16 protein-coding genes and 2 pseudogenes are annotated in these 26,147 nt (G+C 53.9%); 4 read left to right on the forward strand and 14 right to left on the reverse strand.

The features are described from left to right. Positions 1-264: 264 nt before the first annotated feature. From SCARR_RS03855 to SCARR_RS03875, 5 genes are read right to left on the reverse strand one after another with little or no spacing between them, the layout of a single operon-like run. Positions 265-1,701, reverse strand: coding sequence for a sulfatase (locus SCARR_RS03855; RefSeq protein ID WP_168432979.1), 1,437 nt, complete (start codon positions 1,699-1,701; stop codon positions 265-267). Positions 1,702-1,715: 14 nt separating this feature from the next. Then, positions 1,716-4,073: an HzsA-related protein gene (locus SCARR_RS03860; RefSeq protein WP_136060199.1), complete on the reverse strand. Its 2,358-nt coding sequence runs from the start codon at positions 4,071-4,073 to the stop codon at positions 1,716-1,718. A gap of 2 nt (positions 4,074-4,075) precedes the next feature. After that, positions 4,076-4,615 (reverse strand): hypothetical protein, encoded by a 540-nt coding sequence (locus tag SCARR_RS03865; RefSeq protein WP_136060200.1) that lies wholly within the window; start codon positions 4,613-4,615, stop codon positions 4,076-4,078. 5 nt (positions 4,616-4,620) lie between these two features. Further along, complete coding sequence (locus SCARR_RS03870; protein ID WP_136060201.1) at positions 4,621-7,326, reverse strand: GH116 family glycosyl-hydrolase; 2,706 nt, start codon at positions 7,324-7,326, stop codon at positions 4,621-4,623. Positions 7,327-7,383: 57 nt separating this feature from the next. Next, a complete protein-coding gene (locus SCARR_RS03875; RefSeq protein WP_168432980.1) occupies positions 7,384-9,516 on the reverse strand; it encodes a beta-L-arabinofuranosidase domain-containing protein in 2,133 nt (710 codons plus the stop codon). Positions 9,517-9,862: 346 nt separating this feature from the next. Here SCARR_RS03875 and SCARR_RS03880 point away from each other — a divergent pair, with 346 nt between their 5' ends. Continuing rightward, complete coding sequence (locus SCARR_RS03880) at positions 9,863-10,456, forward strand: type IV toxin-antitoxin system AbiEi family antitoxin domain-containing protein (RefSeq protein ID WP_136060203.1); 594 nt, start codon at positions 9,863-9,865, stop codon at positions 10,454-10,456. Between the two features lie 19 nt (positions 10,457-10,475). Continuing rightward, positions 10,476-11,063 (forward strand): nucleotidyl transferase AbiEii/AbiGii toxin family protein, encoded by a 588-nt coding sequence (locus tag SCARR_RS03885; protein WP_136060204.1) that lies wholly within the window; start codon positions 10,476-10,478, stop codon positions 11,061-11,063. A gap of 529 nt (positions 11,064-11,592) precedes the next feature. On the opposite strand, the gene SCARR_RS03890 is transcribed toward SCARR_RS03885, so the two are convergent. The 6 genes and pseudogenes from SCARR_RS03890 to SCARR_RS03915 form a co-directional block, all read right to left on the reverse strand. Next, on the reverse strand, positions 11,593-13,068 hold the full coding sequence (locus tag SCARR_RS03890) for a sulfatase family protein (protein WP_136060205.1): 1,476 nt from the start codon (positions 13,066-13,068) through the stop codon (positions 11,593-11,595). Positions 13,069-13,096: 28 nt separating this feature from the next. Further along, entirely contained in the window at positions 13,097-14,707 is a 1,611-nt protein-coding gene (locus tag SCARR_RS03895) for a glycoside hydrolase family 27 protein (protein ID WP_168432981.1), read from the reverse strand. A gap of 16 nt (positions 14,708-14,723) precedes the next feature. Further along, entirely contained in the window at positions 14,724-16,199 is a 1,476-nt protein-coding gene (locus SCARR_RS03900; RefSeq protein WP_136060207.1) for a sulfatase family protein, read from the reverse strand. Positions 16,200-17,107: 908 nt separating this feature from the next. Beyond that, a pseudogene (locus SCARR_RS03905) lies at positions 17,108-18,460 on the reverse strand (transposase); the annotation flags it as partial. Positions 18,461-18,742: 282 nt separating this feature from the next. Continuing rightward, positions 18,743-18,994 (reverse strand): hypothetical protein, encoded by a 252-nt coding sequence (locus SCARR_RS03910; RefSeq protein WP_136060208.1) that lies wholly within the window; start codon positions 18,992-18,994, stop codon positions 18,743-18,745. Positions 18,995-19,084: 90 nt separating this feature from the next. Further along, positions 19,085-19,462, reverse strand: a complete 378-nt coding sequence (locus SCARR_RS03915) for a pyridoxamine 5'-phosphate oxidase family protein (RefSeq protein WP_136060209.1) — start codon at positions 19,460-19,462, stop codon at positions 19,085-19,087. A gap of 266 nt (positions 19,463-19,728) precedes the next feature. Here SCARR_RS03915 and tnpC point away from each other — a divergent pair, with 266 nt between their 5' ends. After that, positions 19,729-21,210, forward strand: coding sequence for an IS66 family transposase (gene tnpC, locus SCARR_RS03920; RefSeq protein ID WP_136060210.1), 1,482 nt, complete (start codon positions 19,729-19,731; stop codon positions 21,208-21,210). Between the two features lie 583 nt (positions 21,211-21,793). Next, positions 21,794-21,961: pseudogene (locus SCARR_RS29230) on the forward strand (toxin-antitoxin system HicB family antitoxin); the annotation flags it as partial. A gap of 84 nt (positions 21,962-22,045) precedes the next feature. Here SCARR_RS29230 and recN read toward each other — a convergent pair. The 3 genes from recN to SCARR_RS03945 all read right to left on the reverse strand — a co-directional run bounded on the left by recN (position 22,046) and on the right by SCARR_RS03945 (position 26,047). Then, on the reverse strand, positions 22,046-23,704 hold the full coding sequence (gene recN, locus SCARR_RS03935) for a DNA repair protein RecN (RefSeq protein WP_136060213.1): 1,659 nt from the start codon (positions 23,702-23,704) through the stop codon (positions 22,046-22,048). A gap of 63 nt (positions 23,705-23,767) precedes the next feature. Beyond that, the gene (locus SCARR_RS03940; RefSeq protein ID WP_136060214.1) at positions 23,768-24,169 is read right to left on the reverse strand and encodes a hypothetical protein; all 402 of its coding nucleotides are present in this window, start codon (positions 24,167-24,169) and stop codon (positions 23,768-23,770) included. A gap of 108 nt (positions 24,170-24,277) precedes the next feature. After that, complete coding sequence (locus SCARR_RS03945; RefSeq protein WP_136060215.1) at positions 24,278-26,047, reverse strand: B12-binding domain-containing radical SAM protein; 1,770 nt, start codon at positions 26,045-26,047, stop codon at positions 24,278-24,280. Positions 26,048-26,147: the final 100 nt, after the last annotated feature.

Here is a 26,147-nt window from a genome sequence, read left to right on the forward strand (position 1 = left end):
ATCCCCTTTTTTTGAATTTAGCCTGATTTGCTTTCTCCTTAATTCTGCATACAAATTGAAATCTGTGAACGAAACAGATAAAGGCCATTTTAAACCATTTTCCTGTTAGTTTGTCGCATTGTTGGCTTGGAGTGGCCGCTGGCTCGCCGTCCTGTCGCAAAACCGCTCGTGTGTGCGGACGCCCCGGCGGTGCGTCCCTACCTTGACAGCCTGTTAAACGCTACCGCCCTGACAAACCGTTTTACTGGATCGGTTATTGATCCATTATTTATGGTTAGATTTCCGCCTCTTTGACTTCTTTTTGCTTGGGGGCGACGGTGCGTTGTCTTTGGGCAACCAGGTGCTCAGTTCTGCTATGACGGTTTTATATTCGGGATTTGAGGCGAGGTTGGTGAAGTTTTTCGGGTCGTTGATCTGGTCGTACAGCTCTTCCTCGCCTTGCTCGTAACGGATATAGCGCCATTTGTCGGAGCGGACGGCGTGGTTTTTATAGCCTTGTGTAATGACCACCGAGCGGCCGGTTTCCAGACGGGGATTCTGCAAGAGCGGAACCAGACTGTCTCCGTCCAGCTCCTTAGCGGGCATGGTGCCGCACAGGGCACTGAGGGTCGGATAGATATCCAGCAGGCTGACCGGTTCGCGGCAGGTTTCCCCCGCGCGGACGAGACCGGGCGCGGCCACGATGAAGGGGACGCGGGTGGTTTGTTCCCACAGCTTGAATTTTTCCCAATGCTGTTTTTGGCCTAGGTGGTATCCGTGATCGGACCAAAGCACGACGATGGTGTTGTCGGCCATCGGGCCGTTTTCCAGCGAGGTTAAGAGCTGGCCGATCATGTCGTCGGCAAAGCTGACGGATGCGTTGTATGCCTGTACGGCCTGTTCCCATTTCCCAGTCTCTTCCAGCCATTTTTGCCACTTCACGTTTAACGCTGCTTTAGCGGGCGCGGGAAGATCGTCCAAATCGTCTTTACGGGTTTCCGGCAGCACCACCTGGTCCAGCGGATGCAGGTCAAAATACGTTTTCGGGGTATACCATGGAATGTGGGGGCGGAAGATTCCCACGGCCAGAAACAGGGGTTTCTCATGAGTCTGAGACAATTGTTCCCCTGCCCACTCAACCACTTGGGCATCCGCCATTTCAGCGACGTCAATGTCCAGCTCCGCCCAGTCAAAGCGACCGGCAGAAAAACGGTTCACGTTGTGCATGGGCACCTGCCCCGGGCGCACTTCGATGGGCATCTGCGTTTCTTTTGATGGAAAATAGGCGTCCCACGGTTTTGGATCCATGAACCCCGCGTACATGCTGGTTCGACCGGTGTGCGCATGATACAGCTTTCCGCCGCCCATGGTTTTATAGCCATTCTGCTGAAAATGTTCGGGCAACGTGATGTGACCAGCCAGCGTTTTGCTCTTGCGCCAATCCTGCTCGTTCAAATAGATGCCGGAACTGGCGGGTGCCAGCCCGGTCATTACACTCGTGCGGGACGGGTTGCAGGCGGGTGCTGCACAATGGGCATTCAGAAAGAAGACGCCCTTGTCGGCTAATCGGCTGATGTTGGGCGTGTGAACGCTGGTTTCGCCGTTCATGCCATCCGCACAGGCGTTCAGGTCATCAATGGCAATAAAGAGCACATTGGGCATTGGGTCTGCATTCGCCGCGAAAAGGCTTCCGATCAGGGCCGCAATGATCCATGCGTTCATACAGAATTTTTCCATCATTTCTTCGTCGTCCTTTTTCTCTTTGGCTGTGCTTTCACTTTAATGCCTTTCGGAGGATTGTCATAAAGTGGCCGGAACCGGGCGGGAATTTCAGTGCTGATGACCTCGTCAAAAGCAACCTCTGGACGGAAAAAATCCTGATCTTTGTAGGCCTTGTTCTTGAGGCACCAATAAGAGGGGTAGAACTGGCCGAAACTGTCGATCCAATTCACGACCTTCAGGAATTCAGCCGGACTCACCTTTACATCCTTATGCGCTGGAACCAGACGAGCCATGATTGCGTCGCGGTCAGGATGATGGACAGGAATTTTTCCATTACTGAGCACAACCGTCAGTGGCGCGGTATGAGAACCTGAGTAATAAGCTTCACGATAGGAGAGATCATACCAGGAGACTTCCCGCGTGCTCGCATACTCACCGATTAACGAATCGACGCCTTCGGTTTCCGGTTGCATCAGGTTTTCATACGAGCGCAGATACAAGATCGTGAACTCATCGCTTAAATCCAAATCGCCTTCTGGGGTGTCCCCGCTATGGCAGGAGACGCAATGCTTGTTCCAAATGGGTTGGATCTGGCGGGTGTAATCAAACACCTTTTTTGCTTCCGCCTCACCGCGTTGCGGTCCGGGTATCGATGCGCTTCGTTTTAGTGCCAGCAACCCGCTTCGCGAAGGGTTCGAAGGGGTGCTCTTGGGCTGCTCATGGCAGCCGATGCAACTGCGCCGCTCGCCCGGCATATAATTGACGATAGTGCGTTCGGTTTGCACCATCATGTAGTTTTCGTCCAACGCCTGGAAATAGATATTGCGATCCGCCGGCACTTTAAAATAGGCGGAGCCGTCTTCCTCAACCGGCACCACGCCCCATTGCACTTTAATCCCGAGATGCCCGATACCCACCGCCGTATGCCCCGGATTTTCCACGTCTCCCTTCCAACGGGTTCGGGCTGTCCATGGACGCCCCACCTGTTCCATCACCCGGATATATTTAATCGTGCCGCGCTCAACGCCGGGCATCCCGACATAGATATCGGTGACCACGCATTCAGCCCTGTTTTCTGAGGCGAGATTCGGGTCGAGAGCTGGAGAGGCCAAGCTCGGGTTTGCGCGCGGGAGAAGCGCCATTGGATGCCAGCAGGAGATGTCCTTCGTCTGATAAAGCGGCGTGGTTTCGCCGTTCAAATCCAGCAAGGCCAAATCATATGCGTTCGGGTCGTCCCACGCAAACCCCTTGGGTTTATACGGCGCAATGAACAGATCCTCGGAAACGGGATAGGGATCTTTAAACAATCGCCCCGGCCGCCCTGTCGTGTCATGGATCCATTTTCCATCAACAAGAAAGGTGAATCCGGTGTGCACCGGGGCATCAATGTCTTTGGTGATATAGGTCAACGGTTTCCGGGTGCGCGTGTTTTTTTCGGCATCAATCAGCACCACGGATCCCAGCGCATTATTCGGATTTTTATTGCTCGTCACCAACGCTACATACAGGCTTGGTTTATTCGGGATCGGACGCCCGTAAATGATTGTATCGGGCGCGGTCAGTGTGTTGCCGAACACTTCCACCGAACCGGTGCCATTGGGATACATCGCCCACAAGCATTTTAAATTCGAAGAGGCTTTATCGTTATATTCCCAGCGGTGATACAGAATTCGTCCATCGGCCATCATCACCGGGGCCGCTTCGCTGAGGGCATTGCTACTCAATTTCCTGAGCTGACTACCATCTGCTTCCATGCGATAGAGCGTCTTGGTCGTATAGTTATCCAGCTTCCGACATAAAACGCCCTGATGGACTCGTGTTGACACAAACGCAAACCCGCCGTCCGGTAAATAGCACGGATGCATGTCATCCGTGCCATGGTGGTACGCTTTGGTTCCATACAGCGCGACCAGCTCCGCCTCATTCTCCGGCGTGAACGTCAGCTGGCGCAATCCGGTTCCATCGATATTGATCTCATAAATCCGATAGCCCGTACCCGCGCTCGCTTTATAGTCGAATGCGATTTTTTTGGCGTCGAATGAGATATCAAAGCGGTTGAAGACGCCGCCATTCAGCTCAGGAACAAGATCCCGCACGTTTCCGGTTTGCAGATCCAGTACACACAGATTGCCGCCCGGCAGCCAAGTGCTGGTCATATATTCCGCATAATAATCCGACGCATTCAGCGTATAGCGTTTAATGAATACGAGTTCGTTGATGCCCTTATCCAACAGCTGCTTTGCGGCCTCCGGATTGAAATAATCCACCAAAGGTGGCGAGGGCGGCGCAGGCTTCGCTGCTTTCTTTTTTCCTGCAAATCCCGGCAGGATAAAGCAGATCGAGACCATGGAAATCAGCCTGGTTTTTTTCATTTCTACTCTCTCCCGAATGCGCTGCGAAGCGCCGCCTCTTTTTCGGCATTCCAATATCCACAATCCAGTTCAATAAAGACCGATGTATAGGGAATCACCATGTCGCTCTTCAGCAACAGGACGTTGAACAGCTTGGAGCCTTTGTCCAGCTTGGCGATGATCTCGTCGTGCGGCATCACTTTGATCGGGCGATTCCCGAACAGCTTCTTCAGATCCTTGCGGTAGGCCGTCACGCCCGGTGCAGCAGCTTCGGTCACGGAGTCGAGTTCAGCATCCAGCATAATCACCGGCTGTACATGCGCCGCTTCATCGACGGCACTCAGCACCTTTTCGAGCACTTCCACCTGTCCGGCATCCGTGTAGATCGTTTCAATGCCCGGCGCGCTCTGTTTGGGGTAAGCCGAGTCCGCCACAACAAGCCAGTTGCGGTGTCCATACTCCGGCATGCGCTCCGCCATGGTTGCTTCCCAGTTCGATGCCGCGGTGCAGCCCGTCAAAAGAGCCGCACATCCCAATAATCCCAGCCACGTTGTTGTTTTCATCCTCATTACCTCAGTTCGATGTTCAGTGATGTGCCCGCTTCAATCGTGATCGGCGTCTTCAACTCAATGGCAACGCGCTGGCCGACCTGTGAAAGTCTACCCTCAACGGATTTTCCTGCCAGTTTCATCGAGACCTTTTTCGCCTCATGCCCTTCAGCCATTTCAAAACTCAAGGTCCTCAGCTGAAGAGTTCCGAAAACCATCTGGATGATTTCGGTCTGCGCATCGCCCGTTCGCGTCTGCTCAAACGAGCCCCACCCTTCTGCCGCCGTGAAGGCCGACTTAAAGTGTTCCGGGGTGATTTTAGGCGCGAAACCCAGATGACCTTTCGGGCCGTGATATTCGAAACCACCGACCGCGGTGAAGTGTCCGTAGCTGGCCATAGAACGGGCATAATGGATGCCCCACTCCACTTCGCACCACGGATTGCGCTTGGAACCATGATAGCGATCGTTGTGCATATACCAAATATGCGCCAGCGAGTGGTAGGGCATGTCGTGCCACATCATCAGCGAAGTCGCGGCATATTCGTAGCCGTTCTGGCATTCGTTGTTATAATCCGCAAAATGCTTTTTACCGCGTTTCAGCACTTCCGAACCACCACGAGGCCAGGTGCAGGCAATCAATCCGCCTTCGCCCGGCATCGCAAACCAACGGCCTCCCGTATGGGTTTCGCGGTACGGGCCGACATCCGTGGAAAAGTTATAACGCCACATCGACTCCAGCGCCGTTTTGGCTTTGGCCGGATCGATCACTTCGCCCAGGCCCACCTGATAGGCCCAGCTCTGTCCAAACAGCTGACTGTATTCCAGCCCCGTGTAGGTTCCCGGAGACTTTGGCTCATCGGGATTGCCCTCATGAATGAAGTACTCGCCGTTAAACAAATTTTCTTCAATGTACAGGCGACCTTTGTCGGCCGTGGCACGACAGAACGCAGCATATTCATGATCGCCCACCTCGTCCGCCATCTCCGCGGCGGCACGCAGGGCTGTGGTGTAATGCAGGCTCAGCCAGGTCACCTTCCCGAACCAGATGCCATCCAGTGTATTCGGCTGCTCGCCGGTCAGAATACCGTCATGATCGGCATCGCGCAGCCGGGTCAGACCTTCCATCACTTTCTTCATGCCGGGATAGACCTTTTTCAGCCAGGCGTCGTCTTTCGACATCTGATGGGCCAGATAGGTGCGCAAGATCAGGCCGGACTGCCCATCCACGGCCAGCTCGCGCTCGGTTTTATCGCAGAACCAGCGATAACACACCACGCCGGACTGCTTATAGGCACCGCCCTCTTCAATCGGCAAAAAATCGACCTGTTCACGCAGACTTTTTTCCAGATCCGGGAAGAGCCGTCCCATCGCCTGCACATAGCCCCAGACGTGATGCACTGTGCCGGGCCCCTGATTTCCGCCTTCCGTGCCGTAAAACATTTTATCGTTGAGCACATGCGAGGTGCTGCTGGCGAGAATGGAGGTGTTGAGAAAGGTCCGATCGAGGAACCAGTAGGGCAATGTTGAATCATACCAGGTATCGCGCCACAAACGGGTCGCGGAAGCCAATCTGTCGAAATGTTCAATTAGATAATCCGATACCGCAAACGCATCGGGAAACAGCTTCGCGTAGTATCGGGTACTCCACTGCAAATAGTCTTCGCCGCTGACCATGCGTCGTCCTTCTGTGTACAGCGCGCGACTAACGGGAAAATGCCAGGTCAGAATAAAAGTCGCCGTTTTGGACTCACCCGGCGCCAACGTGATCGCCTTATCCAGCTGGCCCATCAACGGCGTTTTATCGGTTAAATTGAGTTCGGCCTCGGTCTTTTCCGCAGTGACTCCGTCGCCCAACAGAGCGAGGGACATCGTGCCATAGTTCGTCAATTCTTTGACGGCCTCTTCGCCCCCGCTCAGTTCGGCGCTGTAATCGATACGAAGACCTCCCTCCGGCAGGGACACGACAGTGTTCTTGCGTTTGCCCTGGCCTTTAAACTTTTTGGCCTTCTTCGCGCTGGCCAGAATGGTGTTCTGGAGCCAGCCGCTCACCATTGCCTCAACCTGTTGGTCCGAGATGTTACGAACCGTAAAACTCATGACCGTTGCCGGTAACACCGAATTATCGAGATCCAGAGGGATGAACGGAGAAAAGGCCTCCAACTTAACCTCAACCGGCATGTCCGGATCGCGATAGGAAACCTCGCCGATTGGATACTGGCCTAGAAACTCAATGTCCTGCATGCCGTCGCGATTCAGCTTTTTAGTCTCGCATTTTCCGTTGGATTTCGTGCTGATGGAGAAGCCTTGTTCCGGCATATAGTTTCCTTTTATACCAATTTCGCTGCGCTTATAGGGTTTTTCATAGGCCTCCGATCCTTTGAGTTGCCCCTTCCTGTAATTCAGCCCGTAGATATCCCAGAACCAGAGCTGACCATCGCCGCCCAGATACAGTTGCCCTGCTCCGATGCCCCCGATCGGCATCCCGATATATTCAAAGTTTTCCGAATTTTCGCGGGTATAAACAATCGGTTCCCCGCGCGCGGTCAACGCCTCCGGGAAGCTGGAGGGAAAGTTTTTCTGTACCGCACTCTTCCCCTCCGAATCCAGCTGAAGCTGTTTCATGATTTCATCACGGTCGAGCCCCGACGCCAGAGACACATTCGCCACGACACTGAGGCAACAGGCCAATGACAGGATGGCGTTTAAGCAATTCTTAGTGTTCATCTTATGTTTTCCTTAGAAACAACGTATTCATATGAATCCTTCCGGAATAGACCCGAACTATTCAGCGGCTTCGACAACCGGAAACGCGGTCAGACGGAACTTGGCGCAGCCGAACGGAACCAGCGTGATCATCTCTTCTTTACTACTGTTCGCCTTAAAGGTCTGCATCGGAAGCGCGCCCACTTTCGTGTCGATTTTCCAATCAATTTTTTGAGCCGGAATCTCCAGCTGAACCGGTGCATTGCCGTATTCCCACACCCAGCCTTTGACGTCATGTTCCACCACGTCCGCACCGGTAATTTCCCCCGGCTTCATGGCAAAATTGTAGACCATGCCCGCATCTGCGGCGGTATTGGCATCCTTCGCCGCAACGCCCAGCGTATAGAGCAGCGGCCCGCGGGTGACATAGGCAAACGGAGCGCCCTCAACCAAATAGCCAACCGTGTCAACACGAGCGGATCCCGGAGAGGTATAGCTGCGTTTGCCGGTCTTCTTATCCATCAGTTCAAGCTCAGTGCCCATGTGGACCACTGCGTTCATAGGAAGCTGAAGGCTGACCTGGTCGCCGTTTTTCCAGTTGCGATCAATCTTCACGAAGCCATCTGCAGACGACGCGTTGACCGGCTTGCCGTTCACCTTCACCACCGGATTTTCGCACCACGCCGGGATACGAAGATACAGCGGGAAACTCACGTCCGAAGCCGGAGCAACCGTCCAGCTCAGCTGGTCTTTAAACGGATAATCGGTTTGGGAGGAAATTTCTACAGCCGTCCCCTTCACAGTTGTCGAAATATGATTCGGTCCATAGGTCAGCATCGCCAGGCCGCTGTCCTGCGTTTTCATCGCCATGTACATCACATAGTTTGGCAGGGCGCGATTCAGGTTTCCGGTACAGCACTCCGGTTTCCAAACCGGCAGGAAGTCATGCTTCGTTGAACGGTTCTGCGAACACAGAACGCCCGGCAGACGATTCGGGCTGATCAAATAGGAATGCTGCTGATAGTGGTCGATCGAAGCCGGGAATGCATTGAAGAACGCATTTTCCAATACATCGCCATAGGACGCCTTGCCGGTTTGACGCGCCAGCCAGGTCACCGACCAGGCCATATCCACAATATTGCACAGCTCGGTTCCTTTGAAGCCGCCGATGCCGCGCAGGTATTCGTTCGCGGAATTCACGCCAAACGGCTGAATGTGTTCGTCCTGCAAAAACCGGAAGGCGGTTTCCGCGACTGCAACATATCTCGGGTCCGTTCCTGCCGGCGCCGTTGCATACAGCTTGAATAATTCGTTAAACGTCACGCCATGCGTAATCCGGGACGTCGCAAAATCACCGCGCAGCCAGGTTTCCACCATCCCGCTCTCATAGCTCTTCAGAATCTTGAGCGCTTTATCGCGAATCAGCGTGTCGCCGCTGCGCTGCGCCACCTCAAACATCACTTCGCAGTTCACCAGATGACGGCAGAAGTGCAGCTCTGCGCCACCGACCGGCACTTGATCCGGGACTTCGCGGTGATAGTCCGGAAAGTTCCGATAATACTTCACTAGGAAATCCAGATACTTCTGTTCGCCGGAGGCATCATACAGTGCCAGCACCGCACGGTTGAATACGGAGACCGACCACAAATAGCGAGAGGTCGAATTCGGCATCAGTTTCGGCTGTTTGCGCGATCCTTTTTCCGCGATCTCCTCCGGGGCCTCCCCGTCATCTTTATAGGTCAGGCGTTCCTCCGGACTCATCAGCTTCTGGTCAATCGGCCCCAACGAACAGATAGGCTCCAGCTTCTTTCCGACAAAACTGCCGTTCTCCTTCTGCGCATCAATCACCGGATCGATTTCGCCCTTGGCCTTTGCGATCAACTCGGGATCGTTCAGCTGGTAGGCCAGTCGAACCAACCCATCCAGGTAGTAGCCTTCCTGCTCATAATTGGCCCAGCCACGCGCTTTTTTATTAATATTTTTCCAGCTAGCAACCGGCAGGCTGTATTTTCCCTGCTCATTGATCTCCTCCATGTGCCCGGTATGGCCGTCTGACGCCGCCTGCGCCATCGTCTCCAGCCACCCGCGCGGCTGAATCGCCCCGGCCGGAAGCGGCTCCAATACACCAATTCCATGTGATTCCGTAGCAAAAACCGTCGTCACCACGGCTTGCACAACCACACATGCCGTACAGAGCAACCCCAGATTCATTTTGTTCCCCTTCTCTTCAAAACAGCTTGTTCTTATCATTCAGCTAAAGCAAAAAATGCACACTTACTTGGTTACTCCATCTACCCTGTAAAATTGCCCGTCTAAATAGTTGGAAATGACACATCGCGTGATCACACCCGGGCTCAAGGCGCAACCTCGTCTTTCATAGCCGTCTGAATAAATTTTGTCTTATTTCAGTTTGATCGGGCCGGGATGATAAATCTTATCAGCTCCGGTGGCAGCATCAAGAATGCTGCCGAGCCGCTCAAAATGCTTCTTGCATCAGCAGTCAATAAAGTACATATATTCAGCACGAAACAATCTTGTGCGGAGATTATGTACTCTTATGAAAACAACCAGCAGGCAAATATTTGAGTCTTATGGCGGGCAACTGCGCATGCACGAAGCCCTTTCGGAGGGAATCAGCCGAACGCAACTGTATGCCCTGCGGGACAAAGGAGAAATCGAACTGGTTTCGCGTGGGACCTATCGGCTCGCAGATCTGCCATCGCTAAGCAATCCGGATCTGGTGACAGTCAGCCTTCGTTATCCCAAAGCTGTAGTCTGCCTGATCTCCGCGCTCTCCTTTCATGAGATAACCACGCAGATCCCGTATGAAGTATCCGTGGCCGTGCCGCGCAACACAACACTGCCCAAACTGGAATACCCACCACTGAATGCCCATTGGTTTTCAGGACAAGCCTACAGTTCGGGAATTGAGACTCACCGCATGGATGGCGTGGACGTGCAGATCTACAGCCCTGAAAAAACCCTGGCTGACTGTTTCAAGTTTCAGCACAAGCTGGGAACCGAAGTGGTTGTTGAAGCACTGCGCCTTTACAAAGAACGAAAAAAAAACAACGTACAGGAGCTGCTCAAACAAGCTCAGGTTCGGCGAATGCAAAACGTAATGATGCCCTATATGGAAGCGGTGCTGTGAGCAATCGTGAAATAAAAACATGGCAGCATCGATTAAAAGTCGCTTGCTGAACAAATCAAAAACCGAAGGTCTCGCTTTCAATCAAGTGCTCCAGCAATACGCCATGGAGCGTTTCCTTTACCGTCTGTCGGAATCGAGACACGCAGACTCCTTCTACCTGAAAGGAGCATTGCTGTTTTGGGTATGGAACCTGGCGGGACGACGAACCACCATGGATATTGCCCTTCTTGGGTTTCTCGATAACTCACTGGAACTAATTAGAAAAACCTTCAGCGAAATATGTACCCTCAGCGTAATTGACGACGGCCTTCACTTTGATGAAGACACCCTTCGCTCTCAGCGGATCAAAGAAGATGCAGATTACGAAGGGGTTCGAGTACTCTTCCGGGCACAACTCGACACAGCTCAGGTCACCATGCAAATAGATATCGGCTTTGGCGACTCTATCGGGCAAAAAGCCTGCAAGCGCGACTTTCCCGCATTGCTTGACCTGCCGGTGCCACGACTTCAATGCTATCCGGTAGAAACCGTAATCGCCGAAAAATTCGAAGCCATGGTAAAACTTGAACTGCTCAACAGCCGCATGAAGGATTTCTATGACATTTGACTTCTGTCCCGCAGGCAATCATTTGAAATGCCTGCACTGCTTAATGCCTGCAGAGCAACCTTCAGACAACGTAAAACGTCATGCTCGCCGGACAATCCATTATTCGGAGCACAGATGAGGGAAAGCATCGCAAAACAGACCCAGTGGAGCGCCTTTTGTAAGAAATCGAAGCTCCGCACCTGTCCGGAAAGCTTTTCCGATTTGTTGAATGAGCTATTCGAGTTCTTGCTGCCACTGGCCAAAGAAATTGAATCGGACAACTCCGTTCATGGACATTGGACTCCAGAACACGGATGGACTGCCTGAAAACCATTCCAGCTCTACAGTCACCCCTAAATTCACTACAACCTAAGATAAGGATACCGGACCCTCCACAGGATCCCTCAGGGCATGACGCGTTTCAGTTCGTTGCCCTGCCCGTCGACCGGATAAAATCCTGATGATCCAGTTAATCCCGCGTGTCAGGCCATAGCCTCTGGCGACGGCTGGTCTAAAAACCCTCCTGTCAGGCTCTTTCCACCACGACAATCTACTTCTTCTTTTTGTTTTTCACTTTCGGGGCGCGAAGTTGCGTCTCACCCAGTATCTCGATCAGCTTTTTGCGCATCTGTTCAACTTTCTCGGGGTGCGCGGCTGCCACGTTGTTTTGCTCGCCGATGTCCTGACCGAGGTTAAACAACATTTCACTACTGTCCGTTTTATCGCCGCCATATGGCAGATATTTCCACTCTCGGTAACGTAGACCAAATGGAGTGCCGCTATTACTTTGTTCAAGGATGAACTCACGTCCCTGCAGATCTTTTCCCAGCCATGCCACAAGCTGGTCCTGGCTGTCGAAGGCCTCTTCTGCCGGCAACGGGGCTCCCACCAATGCGGCCAAACTAGCCAGCAAATCCACCTGACTCATCAGGGCAGCCGATTCGCCCGGCGCAACATGACCGGGCCAGCGAGCAATCGTCGGCACACGCGTTCCGCCTTCAAACACGTTGCCTTTTTTGCCATTCAAAACACCATTCGGCACATGCCCGTTGGTGGCATCCGGATCGCCGCATCCGTGAACGAGGTCCGGGCCGTTGCTGTCGAGTGTTCCGCCGTTATCGCTCGAAAAGATAACCAGCGTATTCTCCGCCAGGCCGAGCTTGTCCAGCTGTGCCAGAATCCGGCCGACCTGCCAGTCCATCTCGACAAGGGCATCGCCACGCACGCCGCAATCGCTTTTGCCAACAAATATTTCATTCGGGACGCGTGGCACGTGAATGCTGTGGGTGGACATATACAGGAACCAGGGAACGTCTTTGTTCTTTTCGATAAAACCGCAGCTTTTATCGGCAATCACGAAGGAGATTTCATCATCGGTCCACAACGCGGCCACCCCGCCCTTCATGCTGCCAATACGCGGGATCCCTTTAATGAGCGATTCCTTTGACCGGCGGTTCACCGTTGGATCGATGGTGATCGGGTCGTTGGGATCATAATTTACGATGTGCCCGTCCTCCATCCATACACACGGCACGCGGTCTCCGGTGGCAGGAATGATCCATGAATAGTCAAACCCCACCTCTTTCGGGCCGCGCGTGATCGGCTCATTATAGTTGGTCGGTTTGGTTCCCAATCCGAGATGCCATTTACCCACGATTCCCGTCGCATACCCGGCATCTCGCAGCATGCCGGGCAAGGTTGTTTTGTTCGGATCAATAATCAATCCGTCCACTGGACTGGCAATGCCGGTGCCGCGGTCTCTGAACGCATAGCGGCCGGTGAGCAGCGAATAGCGGGACGGCGTACACGTTGCGGCCACGGTATGAGCATCCGTAAAGCGAACGCCTTCAGCCGCCAGCTTGTCACAGTTCGGTGTACTGACCTTGGTTGCGCCGTAACAGCTCAAATCCCCGAAGCCGACATCATCGGTATAGATCAGCAGGATATTTGGTTTCTTTGCAAAGGAGACCGATGCGCCCAGCAGCAGGATGAGCAACCCATATCTACACGCACGTTTTTCTTTCATTTTTCAGCCATCCTTTCAGAGATAAGAATTAATCTGCGCTCACGATAAACAGGCCGACACCGTTCGGACTGACCTTAACCGAAAAGTTGTCGCCATACGCTCCCACGTCTATGCCACGCCATACATCATGAACATCCTGAGTACAGCACAGACCGAGTTCATGAAATTCGACGGCAATGACGGCTTCGGCGTCCGGATTGGTGTTAAAGACAGCAACCGCTTTAGATCCATCCACCAGCTTCTTTACCAGGATCACTTCTTCGTTCTTGTTGCGGACAACTTCCGCCACGTGCCCCAGTTCGTCCTGATTAATATTCAGGACTTCCGCATTCGCGAGTAAGCTCACCGTGAAATCGTCGATTTGCCCAATATTACAGGAAAAGACCATCGGCGCACAAATCATCGACCAGAGCGTGACGTATTGATAGCGTTGGTTGGTATTCAGAATGATCTCATGCGTCGGATCCAACATCTTATCATGATCCCTGATCTTATGGATATACAGGTAGTCCGGATCATTCCATTGACCGGGCTTGCTATACTCGCGAAGGGACGTCGCATGCATCAGGGCCCGATCAAAATAGGTCTTTAACGTGGCATTCAGATCCCTGCTGGTTCTCCAAGTCGTCATCCCAATGGCCGGCCCCCATTTCCAAGGGTCATTTCGCGCATGGACATTATAGACAATGTCCCGATCCTGCGCAATGAGTGCCTCCGACATCGGTCGCCAGAATTCGACCTGCTGATAATTGGGGTCTTCTGCCAACTTATCTTTCCAGAGACCTACACCGGAGCACATGTCATATTTCAGGAAATCAAATCCCCATTTGGCGTAGGTTGCCGCATCCTGTGCTTCATGACCATAGGATCCAACAAAGCCCTGGCAGGTGGTCGGCCCGGGGCCGCTATAAAGACCCGCTTTCAGGCCCTTGCTGTGAATATAGTCGGTCATCGCTTTCATGTCCGGAAACGAACGGTTCGCCAACACCTCGCCATTCGCATCCCTCACCTCACCGACCACTGGACGAAAGTCAAAGCCCTCGTGCTTGATGAGCTTCTTCTCGGGGCGGTTTTTAAACTTTTCAGGAGCAATGCGCATCCAACAATCATCGATGCCTAGATATTGATAGCCGACATCGGCCAAACCACGTTCCACAAAAATATCCGCTGCGTTGCGCATCAACTGATCACTCACCACGAGCATGTGCCCACCCCACGTGTTCCATCCGGTAGGCGGCGTGAGGGCGATTTTATCGCCAACAACCAGCTTGTAGGCACGCGAAGCTTTCCCGTGTGCATTCTTTGCGATGAACATCATCTTGTAGTCACCCTTCGCTGCGGGTGCCACACCGGTAATAATCCCCTGCTCGGCATCCAGCGCAAGTCCCTTGGGCAATCCCTTAACCTTAAAAGAAATCGGACGCTCGCCTTGGCAGGGAATACGATACACAAACTTCTTACCCGGTCGCACACCATAAACTTTAGGGCCATTAATCGCCGGCACGGCTTCTGGATCGGGAGTCAGGATCTCTTTTTCTCCCGTTGTCGCATCATATACCTGCGCATTGGCAACCAACATTGAGCCGCCCAATATCAGCAGCGATATCCATCGTGTACTACCTGTTTTCATTTTCATCATCTTCAGCTCCAAATTATCATTTCTTCTTCTGTTTTGACCGGTTTTTTCCACGCGGATAGTTGTCGAACACATCGCCCTGCCCGAACATGCGTGGGTCTTTCTGTGCCGTCAGTTCCGCTTCCATCTGTTTGCGCAGTTTGGCTTTCAATGCGGCATATTCCGGGTTGGCCGCCAAATTGGACATGCAGTGCGGGTCGTCCTGAATTTGATACAGCTCTTCCTCTCGGCGCAGGCCAAAGCTTAATTCATAATAGGGATATTCCTCATCGCCCGGCATCAGGTCGGTCAGATAGCTTTTCGTTGGAGAATTATCGGTGTCTTTCAGCCCCATCTCCGGGTTTCCGCACGGCCAGCGTTCGGGTTTGATATTGTGAACGTAAAGGAATTCTTTGGTGCGGATGGCCCGGACGGGATAGCCCACATCATTCGGTCGGGTCTTATCCGTCCGCTCCCGTCCGAGCAGGACATGATCGCGGGTCGGATCGATCCAGCCGGACTGCGTTGAGCGCAACAGGTCCAGAAAACTTTTCCCCGTCATCTGCTCATGCGGCTCCATGCCGGCAACGGTCATGAAGGTCGGGGCCACATCCGGGAAGCCGACAAAATCATTAATCACCCGGCCCGGCTGAATAACGCCCTTCCAGTACGCCACCATCGGAATGTGGAACGCCTCTTCATACATCTGACTCTTAACGCGCGGGAACGGCATCCCGTGATCCGATGTCGCAATGATCAGCGTATTCTCCAGCAGCCCGCGCTCCTCCAGCGCCTGGATCGCCAGCCCGAGATGACGGTCGAACCATTTGACTTCGGCGGCGTAATCCAGCAAATCGCTGCGGATCATTTCGTTGTCTGGGAAAAACGGCGGCACGATGGCATCCTCAAGCTTCATCCCTTCTTTCTTCCACAGGGTGCCCTTGGCGTACCCGCGATGCGGTTCATGCGTGCCCAGCCAGAAACAGAACGGGGTATCGGCCGGCTTCTGATCGAGGAAGACTTCAAAATTGGCCGCATAGTCTTTATCGCTAATGCCTTTATGCGGCGGCGTCAACAGGTTGTCGTTATAAGCTTTTCCGGCCGGGTTATCTTCACCGCTGTATTCGCCGGGCGCCCAGCCCTTACCGGTAAACCCCACATAAAAACCGGCATCCTTCAGCAAGTGCGGATACCATTTAAACTTGTCAGGAAAGGCCGAATTATGATTACAGGCCTCTTCCAGCTGCCAGGTGTAACGCCCCGTTACCAGACAGGCCCGCGCCGGAGAACATTTCGGATTGCAGTTGTAGGCATTGCGGAAAAGCGCGCCCTCTTCCGCCAACCGGTCAAACGCCGGTGTTTCGACAACGGTTCCGCCGTAGGCTCCAAAGGAGACCATCGAGGCATCGTCCGCAATGCAAAACAGAATATTGGGTCTCGCTTCCACCGCAGCGAAAGCCGTTGTCATCACGGTTTGCACAACCACACAGGCGGTAAAGATCAACCTAAGATTCATTTCATTCCCTTTCAGCTTAAAACGGCCATTCTTACTATCCTGCAAGAACTGTAAATTACGGGTTCAATGAGTTACTCCATCTTCCCTGCAAAATTGCCCGTCTAAATAGTAAAAAATAACACATCGTGTGATCGCCCCATAGGATCACGCGGCGACCTGGTATTGGCAGACCTTCTGCAAAAACAGCTACAGAAACACGGTTTAAATGAACGCCAAGCCAAAGCCCTTGGCTTTTTGTTGGCCTATGATAAATTCTGAGACAGAAGCGTTTACCTAACTGCGATTCAGGTGGAGGAACCTTAGGATGAATGATGAACGGCTGATAACCCCGGAATATCGTGACTGGCTGAAGCTTAGGTCGTTTAACGCACAAAATCGGGGTGCTTGACGATACTTGCCTTCAATTCCGAGGTTTATTTGAGGACATAACAAGGAGGAGAGCCCAGAGTCCTCCTCCCGCCTCACTTCACGAAAACTTCATCAAGCCCCCGTGCAGTCTCCCTTCCTGTGCTACTCCACGCCGATGAACTCCAAGACCTTCCCCAAGCCCAACTCATTGACGCAATAGACACAAAAAAAGCCCTCCCCAGCCGAAGCCAGAGCGGGCAGTCATTGTTCAGTTGTATTTTGGTTATTTTACGGTGATGAGATTCATAGGCTCACGACTTCCATGGGTCGCTTCAAGCTAGGCCTCCCGCTTCTCGACTCCAGCGTCATTCCAAGAGCTAGCAGTCTGTCGGAGTTAGAACCCCGCACTGGCGACATCCCGGCATGAACTTATCAAGTAAAAGAGGCAAAGGCCGGGCGAAGCAAGAAAATGTCTGAAAATACGCCCGAAAATGTGCCGACAGTGCATTGGCGTGCTGTTTTGCGGTTGCCGCCGGGTGTTTCGGGGCACGCGCCACCATGAGCTTGAATATTTTCTTTAGATTGTAGCTGAGGCAGACGAGGCTCCATTCGGTTTCGGCTTTCTCCTTCCCCCTCATCGAGAAGCGGCGGAAGCCGAGCACTTCCTTGATAACCCCGAAAACGGGTTCGACGGTTTGCTTGCGCTGCTTGTAGAGCGCCTTCCCTTCGGGGGTCTTGAGACGGTAGGCCATCTGTTCCTTGATGGGTGCGCCAGGTGGCGGAGGGGTCGGCAGCGGTTGCTTCTCGAGGTCGGCAACGCTGACGTGGTGCGAGCCTTTGGCCATGGCGCTGTACACCGTCGGCCCGCCACCGGTTTCGGCGTCTTTGACGGCCTTCTCACTGTAGTAGCCGGTATCGGTCAATACGCTTTCCGGAGTGGCCGCTTCCTCAGGAATGCTTGCGAGAACAGGATTGAGCTGCTCTTTGTCATTGGGCGCATCGGTGACGAGCTGACCAACGATGAGATAGGTTTCGGTGTCTACGGCGGCCTGCGCGTTGTAGGCCTGTTCGAAGTGGCTGCCGTTGCCGGCCTTCATGATGCGGCTTTCGGGGTCGGTAAAATTGTATTGCTTCTTATCCGGCGGCTCTGCGGATGGAGGTTTAGGTTCTTTTCCCCGCGGTTTCTTGTTTTTACGCTTTTCCTCGAAGGCCGTTTTCTTCTCTTCGTACTCGGCCTGCTTTTGCTTGCGCTCCTCTTCGTAGCGCGCCTTGATCACTGCCCGGGCGTGCTCCAGGCTCTTGATGCGGTCTTCGCGCCGGACGATTTCGTCCGGGATGCTCAGCCCGTCATCAAGCGGGACGTTATCGACCTGCTCGGCTTTGGCGGCGAGTTGTTCGACTTCCTTGCGCAGCAGTTCGACCTGCTCGCCGGCATGCTTGTAGCTGACAGCGGAATGCTTGCTGGCACTGGCTTTGATCTTGGTGCCATCGACGCTCACGGTGCCGACCTTTTTGAGACCGGCGGTTTCCTGCGCCATGAGCAGCACCCGTACAAAAGCCTTTTCGAACAGCTCGCGGTTCGTGCGGCGAAAGGCACAGATCGTGTCATGATCGGGATGCAGGCTGCCGCCGCAGATGTAGCGAACGATGACGTCCGACCAGGTCGCATCCTCGATCCCGCGCGAGGAGAAGCGGCCCGTGGCGTAGCAATAGATCAGCAGAGTCAGCATCATGCGCGGCGGATACTGCTCGTCGCCGGTTCCCCGAAGGTTGAAGCGGAAGTCTCCAGCGGGAAGCCGGTCCACCGCATCGATCAGGAAATGCACAATGTGCTTCTGAGGAATCCAGTCGCGCAGGTCTGGCGGAAGCAGCATCGGGGTGTCGCGGTCGAGGTTCTTGAGTCGTGTGGCCATCACTTCCTTTTGGTTAAGACAGGCATAGACTGGCACAGTCTCATAAATATTGAAATATTATTCGCAAGCTAAGTCCGACAGACTGCTAGAGGTTGCTCCATCTAGTTCATGTTCTGAAGTGCTGTACTTGCACTGCCCTAAAACGGCTTGCGTAAAGCCATCTGAAAAATGCAAAAAATCTGTTGTAATGGGTAAGCCGTGTCTGTGCCTTGTACGTTGCCTTACTCGACGGGCGTTGTCCAAGTAGGCTCTACCCATTAGGCTGAACGGGCCTATCGAAAGTCAGTTTCTTACTTGACGGACAACCTCAGATGGCTGGTTGGGATTTTTTTCGGTTGTTTTGTTGTATTTGATGAACGCATGGGTTCCGTGAATGAGCATGGCTATGCCGAAAAGGAGGAGCAACTGCTTGTTGTATTTTCGGATAAAGCTACTGCCATTACTTCTATCATTCTTTCTTAAAAACGATAGGGCGATCGCAAAAACACCAACTGATGTTTCATATATAACGTGGGCTATTTCTCCAGTTTCCATTTTTCTTATTCTTCTGATCCCAACGTTGAGGTCTCAGGACCGGAGGGAAGCGAATCGCCCCTTCGGGTACTGAGCACCCAGTTGTTACTCCTATAAAAGTTTCTCGGCACCCGAATAGACCTCTTCTATTTTCAATGCTACTGCTGCATGACCCGGATGCTGTTCTGGATTCCATTTTTTCATATTTTCGAAGACATCACCTTCCTTGTAGCATTCAATGCTCCCCTTAACCTGGAACGCCTTGTCCTCGTTAGTCATAAACAGAATGGAGCCTTTGCTCCCTGCGAGAATATTGTTTCGTGTTTTATCGAAATAGTTATCCGCAACCACTATTGTGTCTTCACCGAATTTACTCACACAAGTAACATAGATGGTGTTGGGAACCCCGTTCTTATCCACAGTGCTGAATATGGCAGGATCTTTCCGATTATCCCATGCTTTGCTGACGTCTTCTGGTAATACTGACATATCTTTCTCCTTCTTTATGGCATAGACCTTACGCCGAAACGGGTAGCGCTTCGGCCTACTTGTTTTATTGCTTGGTTAGGTTACTCCCCTTTACCTAGCGGAGCTTGGTGGGGATTGGGCATTTTTTATTTTTCATCTGCTCGATCCTTGAACTAATTAGTCCAAGTTGGTAACTACTCAGGTAGTTTGAGTCTTCATTTCCAGCCTCCTCCAGAAAAATGCATTTTAGGGCAGCCTAGAAGCCCCGAATACTCTATGAATGCGGCATGAAGAAGCCTGCGCACGCAACAGCCAGCCAGCCGGAGCCCCCCGCCATGACGCGCGAAGACGCGCTGGCGGTTTTCCGGCTCGGCCCGGATGCCGTCGCCGACGTGCTTCTCGGGATGGATGAGCGGATCCGCGCGCAGGACGCGCGCATTGCCAAGCTTGAGGGCATGATGGCGAAGAACTCGCGCAACAGTTCGAAGCCGCCTTCTTCCGACGGCCTCGCGAAGCCCGCGCCCAAGAGCCTCCGGAAGAAATCCGGGCGCAAGCCGGGCGGGCAGCAGGGGCACCCGGGCGGCACGCTTGAACGCCGCAAGAATCCGGACGTGGTGGAAGCCCACCGCGTAAACCGCTGCGAAAAGTGCGGTTGCGATCTGCGCAACGAAAAGGCGCAAGGAATGGAACAACGGCAGGTGTTTGATATCCCGCCCGTCGAACTCCTCGTCACCGAGCACCAGGCCGAGGTGAAGCAATGCGCCTGCGGCCACACCACCACGGCCGCTTTTCCTGAGGGGGTTGTCGCACCGGTGCAATACGGCCCGCGCATCAAGGCAACGGCCATCTACCTCAACGGATACCAGCTCCTCCCGTACGCCCGTCTGTGCGAGACCCTGCGCGACCTTTTCAACACCCCCCTCTCCGAGGGAACGCTCGCGAACATGGTTCGCCAGGCCGGGCGGCTCGCGCAGGGCAGCGTCGACGGGATCCGCGATGCCCTCGGTGCGGCGGCGGTGGTTCATTTCGACGAAACCGGCATGCGGCGGAACGGGAAAACCAACTGGATGCACTGCGCAAGCACGCCGACGATGAGCCTCTTCACGCTCCACAACAGACGGGGAATGGAGGCGATGGACGCCGCCGGCGTCCTGCCCGGATTCGCGGGCACCGCCGTTCACGACTACTGGAAATCCTACTACCACTACAAATGTTCCCACGCGCTTTGCAACGCCCACCACCTGCGTGATCTAACCTACATCCACGAGCAAATGGAACAGCCATGGGCGGAAGAAGCCATCGGAACCCTGCTGTCGATCAAGGAAGGCGTCGAGGCGGCCAAGGCGGCGGGATCCGCCGCCCTTGCGCCCGACACGCTCCGAGATTTCGAACAACGCTGGCAGCAAGTCCTCGACCAGGGCTACGCCGCCAACCCCGACCCGCCTCCGCCCAAGAAGAAAAAGCGAGGGCCTCCCGCGAAAGGAAAGGCCCGCAACCTCGTCGAACGCTTCGACCACCGCCGGCGCGAAGTCCTCGCCTTCATGCATGACTTCGATATCCCTTTCGACAACAACCTCGCCGAACGCGACCTGCGCATGAACAAGGTGAAGCAAAAGATCTCCGGTTGCTTCCGCGACACAGGACATTCCGAAGACTTCTGCCGGATCCGCAGCTACATCTGCACGGCGCGCAAGAATACGACCGGTGCTTTCGAGGCGCTTTCCGGCTTATTCCAAGCTCACCCGGCTATGTCGGCAGCACCTGAGTAGTTACCCAAGTTGTATCGATGAGATAGTTCACTTTTCTTGTCGTCAGGAAGGTTCTTGAAATAAAGACTCCAACCGGGGCAAAAACCAATATGCCATCGCCATGCTTTCCCTATGAAGGATTTCGGGTTCTTGTCATATCGAGTTCGAAAGACACAATTGCTGCATGAAGGAAATTTCATATTCTTATCTGTATGCGTCCTTACCTTATGGCTGAAGCGGATGGAACTTCGGCCAGAACTTGCTTATCGCTTCGTTGGATTCCTCGCCCTTAACGACATGCACCATCTACACATTGCTTTACGTCAAATAACTTACTCGGTGTACGGAATTTGGCAAGAGGCAATTCTTGTCACACAAAAGAGCCACACAATCGTTCCGGATAGTCGGCCCAGGCAACGATCGGCGGCTGTGAAGGATGTCTGATGGAGGGAAATCAACCATAGCCGGCTCATCCCGATCCCCGTGCCGATGTCGCTCAGGCTTAGGCGAGAGTCCGGGTTTTCGAAAACAACAAGACGAGTCCACGATGTCCTGTGATTCATCAATTAGCAATTCGCCTTGATCGGCAAACTAGTCAACGCCTATGCTGGAAACTGGAGAGGCGGTTCCTGAACCGCTGGCATCCCGTAAATTCAGCGGAAAGTTCATGGCTCGCGTCCCGCCAGAAGTACACCGCCATCTCGCGACGGAAGCCGCCGAAAAGCGTATCAGCCTAAACCGGCTGGTAAACGCCAAACCTGCCCATGCCTGAACGTAGACGAGGCATCTTGTCGAGTTAAGGCTAAGCGAAAGCCCTTGCCCGCCAGCAATCATTTACCCGTACTCCAAGATTTTTCTACATTCCAAGCATTTCGCGGGCGTGCTGGAGGGTGGAGGTCGTGCTGTCTTTGCCGCCGAGCATGCGGGCGATTTCGTCGGGGCGCGATTCAGGATCAAGCAGCTCGACTTCGGTGTAGGTGCGACCGTCTTCGACTTTTTTCGAAACCGCCAAATGCGTGGTTCCGCAGGCGGCGACCTGCGGGAGATGCGTGATGCAGATGAGCTGGTGGCATTCGGCCACCTGGGCCAGCTTGCGCCCAACGGCCCCGCCTATTTCGCCGCCGACATTGGCATCGATTTCATCGAAGACCAAAACAGGAATCTGATCCTGCCTGGCGAGAACGGCCTTGGTGGCCAGCATGACGCGCGAAATTTCTCCGCTGGAGGCAATCATGCGCAACGGGCGCATATCCTCGCCGGCGTTCGGTGCAAAACCGAACTCAATTTCGTCCATGCCGGACGGTCCGGGAGCGCAGGCATTGATCTGCACGTCAAAAAATCCGTGCTCGAAACCGATGTCGATCAGCTCCTTCGTGATGCATTCGGAAAGGTTGTCGGCCACGTTTTCCCGCATCTGGCGAAGTTTTAGGCCGGCTTTTTCCAAGGTTTGGAAAACCAGATCCAATTCACCTTGCAGCTCAAGGCGTTTTTTATCCCGTCCGCGGAGGTCGGAGAGCTGCTGCTCCCACGTTTTGCCGTTTTGCTGCACTTCCTCGACGGTCGACCCATATTTGCGCTTCAAGGTTTGATAGGTCGTCAGCCGGTCGTCGAGCCACTGCATCCGTTCGGGGCTGGAGTCGATGCCGGCCGCTGAATTTTCGATTGAACGGACCACTTCCTGTACGGAGGTGACGGCGCTTTCGATTTCGTCGTGCCATTCCTGAGCTTCCGGAACGAGTTTGATGAGCTGATTTAAAACCTGTTGAGCTGAGGCCAGCCCATCGAATGCGCAGCCTTCGCCTTCAGTGAGCGCGTTTACCGCCCCGTTTGACAGCTCAATCAACTGCTGGGAATTGGCAATAACGCTGTGCTCCTCTTCGACTTCGGCCTCTTCCTCAACGGTGAGTTTGGCGACTTCAATTTCGTTGACGCGGTAATCAAGAAACTCGATTTGCCGTTCTAGATCTTCCTCGTTGTCGGAGTTGAGCGCATCGATGCATTTTTGGATTTTGCGGTAGTTTGAGTATTCGCACGCATAGGCTTTCTTGGCGGCGTCAAGCTGGCCGAATGCATCGAGGATTTCGAGTTGTACGGCTTGGTCGAGCAGCGATTGATGGTCGTATGGGCCGTGCATGTCGACCAGCACTTCCCCCAGCCTTTTCAAAACATTGAGCGTGACCGGTTCGTCGTTCACCAACGTTTTGTTGGAGGATTCGGTGATTATGCGCCGGATGATCAAAAGGCCGCCGTCGCAAGGCTCCATGCCGACATCGGTCAAGACTGCGTCCACCTGCGCCGCATTGGAAAGACCAAATTCGGCGTAGACCGAGCACAATGCTTCGCCGGTGCGGATCATCGACTTGTCGGCCCGCTCGCCAAGCAGCAGGCGAAGGGCCCCAATTAGAAGGGATTTTCCAGCGCCGGTTTCGCCGGTGATGACATTGAGGCCTTCGTTAAAGCCGACTTGGACATCGTCGACCAGCGCAAGATTCTTGATTTTTAACGTTCTGAGCATATGGGCGTGGAGTATCCAAAGAACGCGGGAGTTGGGCAAGCCTGCAAATGCAGACAATGCGCATTATTCAGCGAGGGGCAGTTCCTCAACGGTCTTTTCGCTGGCGGCGGCGCGCTGTTCTTCGCGACGCTTTTCCTCGAATCCGTTGAGGAAAATCACCAGCACCCGCAGGAAGAGCAAAAGAAAGATTGGGCCGCCGATAAAGTAGAAGGCATCCGGCAAGTTGAATGCCGGCCTTGAAGCGCGTCCGCGGACTTTAGGCCGTAGATGCTGACGCGCACGTTCAATGTTCTTCATCGGCAGATAGTCGTCGGCCGAAATGCCGTAGACCGCCGTCACGCGGGTTTCTTTGCTGACCGGCGGCTCGACCTCCTCGACGTCCAGCATCGGCTTGATAGCGGCGTCCTGTGCATACCCCGCAATCGCTGAAAACAAAAAAAGAAAAGCAAATATAAGCCTTTTCATAATTAAATAGTAATTTCGGGCACTCACAACACAAAACCCGAATCTCAAATCTCCCTTAAAAAGCATCCTAACAAAACACGCTCAAATGAGAACTGTAAAAAACATCATTTATTTCGGTTTTTCCGTTTTCAGCCATTGGATCGCCAGCAAATCAAGTCCGACTCCATGCTGGTAGTTATAGGTCGCGGTTTTGAGCGCTTGCCCAACCACTTCCAAGTCGTAGTCAAAATGTCCAGTGAACGGGATTTCATTGAGAGCAAAGGCCGGCTGAGGATGTGCAACAAGTTCAATTCCATAGGTGGCCGGGTTTAAGGAAATGGGGCTATGGGCCGTGAGGGCAAAGCGGTGCCAGTAGGCCGAATGCAGTGCGCCGGCATCGAAAAGATCGCGAACCGTTTCCAGTGCCTGGAAGGTTTCATCCAGCGTCTGGGTTGGGAAGCCATACATTAAATAGGCGTGGGTCATGATTTCCGCATCGGCGAGATCGGCAAGCACCCGTGCGGCGTGTTCAACGGTGATGCCCTTGCGCATCAGTTTAAGCGTGCGGTCTACGCCCGTTTCCAGCCCGCCCGTCACCGCGATGCAGCCCGCTTGCGCCATTTTTCGGATTAGACTGGTCGAAAAGCGCTTTTCGAATCGGATGTTCCCCCACCATTCGATTTGCAGGTCTCGCCGTACGATTTCATCGCACAGGCCGTCGAGCAGGTCTGGAGGAAGCGCTTCATCTACAAAATGAAAGCCGTTGAAGCCGGTTTGCGCCATTACGCTTTCAATCCAATTACAGATCGTTTCCGGCGTTGCAGGATCATAGCGGCAAATATAGTCGATGGAGGTGTCGCAAAAGGCGCACCGGCTCCAGCAGCACCCGTGCGCCAAGACCAGCTTGTTCCAGCGACCGTCCGACCAGAGGCGCGTAACGGGGTTGAGTTGCTCGAACATGTCGAGATAGCAATCGAGTGCCAAACCGGAAAAATCCGGAGGCGGCAGCTCGTTGTGCGGAATTTCTACGGCATCGGCGTCGTAGAACCGAACGGCGCCGTCTTCGCGGACAAACGTGCGCACCAGCCCTCCCCCCTCTGCGAGCCGTTGCAGCGGCAGAAAACCGCTATCCAGCGAGATACTATCGACATAGTCGAAGATGCCTGGCTCCTTGAGCTCGCGCAGTTCGGTGTTCACATAGCCGCCGCCCAAGGCGATCGTCACACCTGCGCAGGTGTGACGGATCTGCCGGGCAATGGCCAGCGCGCCGAGCAGGCAACCAGGAAACGGAACGGTAAGAACCACCATCTCCGGCTGGTGTTTTTCCATTTGGGCGTCTGTCAGTTCTTCCAACCATTCGAAAAAGATTGAATCGGAGCTCTCCAGTTCGGCGCGCAGCGGTTCAAACGCCGGCAGGCTCGACGCCAGCTTTTCAGCGTAGCGGGAAAACCCAAAATGCGGGTCAAGTTGAGAGGCCGCCTCAGCGATGTCGTCGAGGTAGAGGCTTGCTAAATGCTTGGCTCGGTCCGGCAGGTCAAGGCCCCGGAAGTTCCAGCCCAGCAACTCCTCCTGTTCATAGGCCCGCTCCAGGTTCGGTCCCTCGGGCAGCCAGCCCCGCTGCGCCATCGGTTCTGCAAGGTCAGGCCGCCGGCCTTGCAGAAAAGCGATGACATCGCCGACCGTCTCCATGTAAGGAGCAATGCCGTCGTCCGGAATTTCAAGCTCGTACGCGAGATCGGCCATTCCCTCTTGGGAGAAGAGCCGCAGCAACAGCCCTAGCGACAGATCGGCCTGCACGGCATCATGCCCTGCCTGCTTAAGCCATCCCGCCAGCAGCGGCGTGGCGGCGTAAGGCGTGTTCGGCTGCAGCAACGGCGGTGTAATCAATAGTATCTTCATAGGTTCAATGCACAGGAATCTATACGCAAAAAAGCCGGTTTCCCATCTGCAAACGTATTATTATTGCACCTCCGAGGCCGATTCGTCATAAATAGCGCTC

The organism is Pontiella sulfatireligans (genome assembly GCF_900890705.1).
In the GTDB taxonomy this organism is placed as follows: domain Bacteria; phylum Verrucomicrobiota; class Kiritimatiellia; order Kiritimatiellales; family Pontiellaceae; genus Pontiella; species Pontiella sulfatireligans.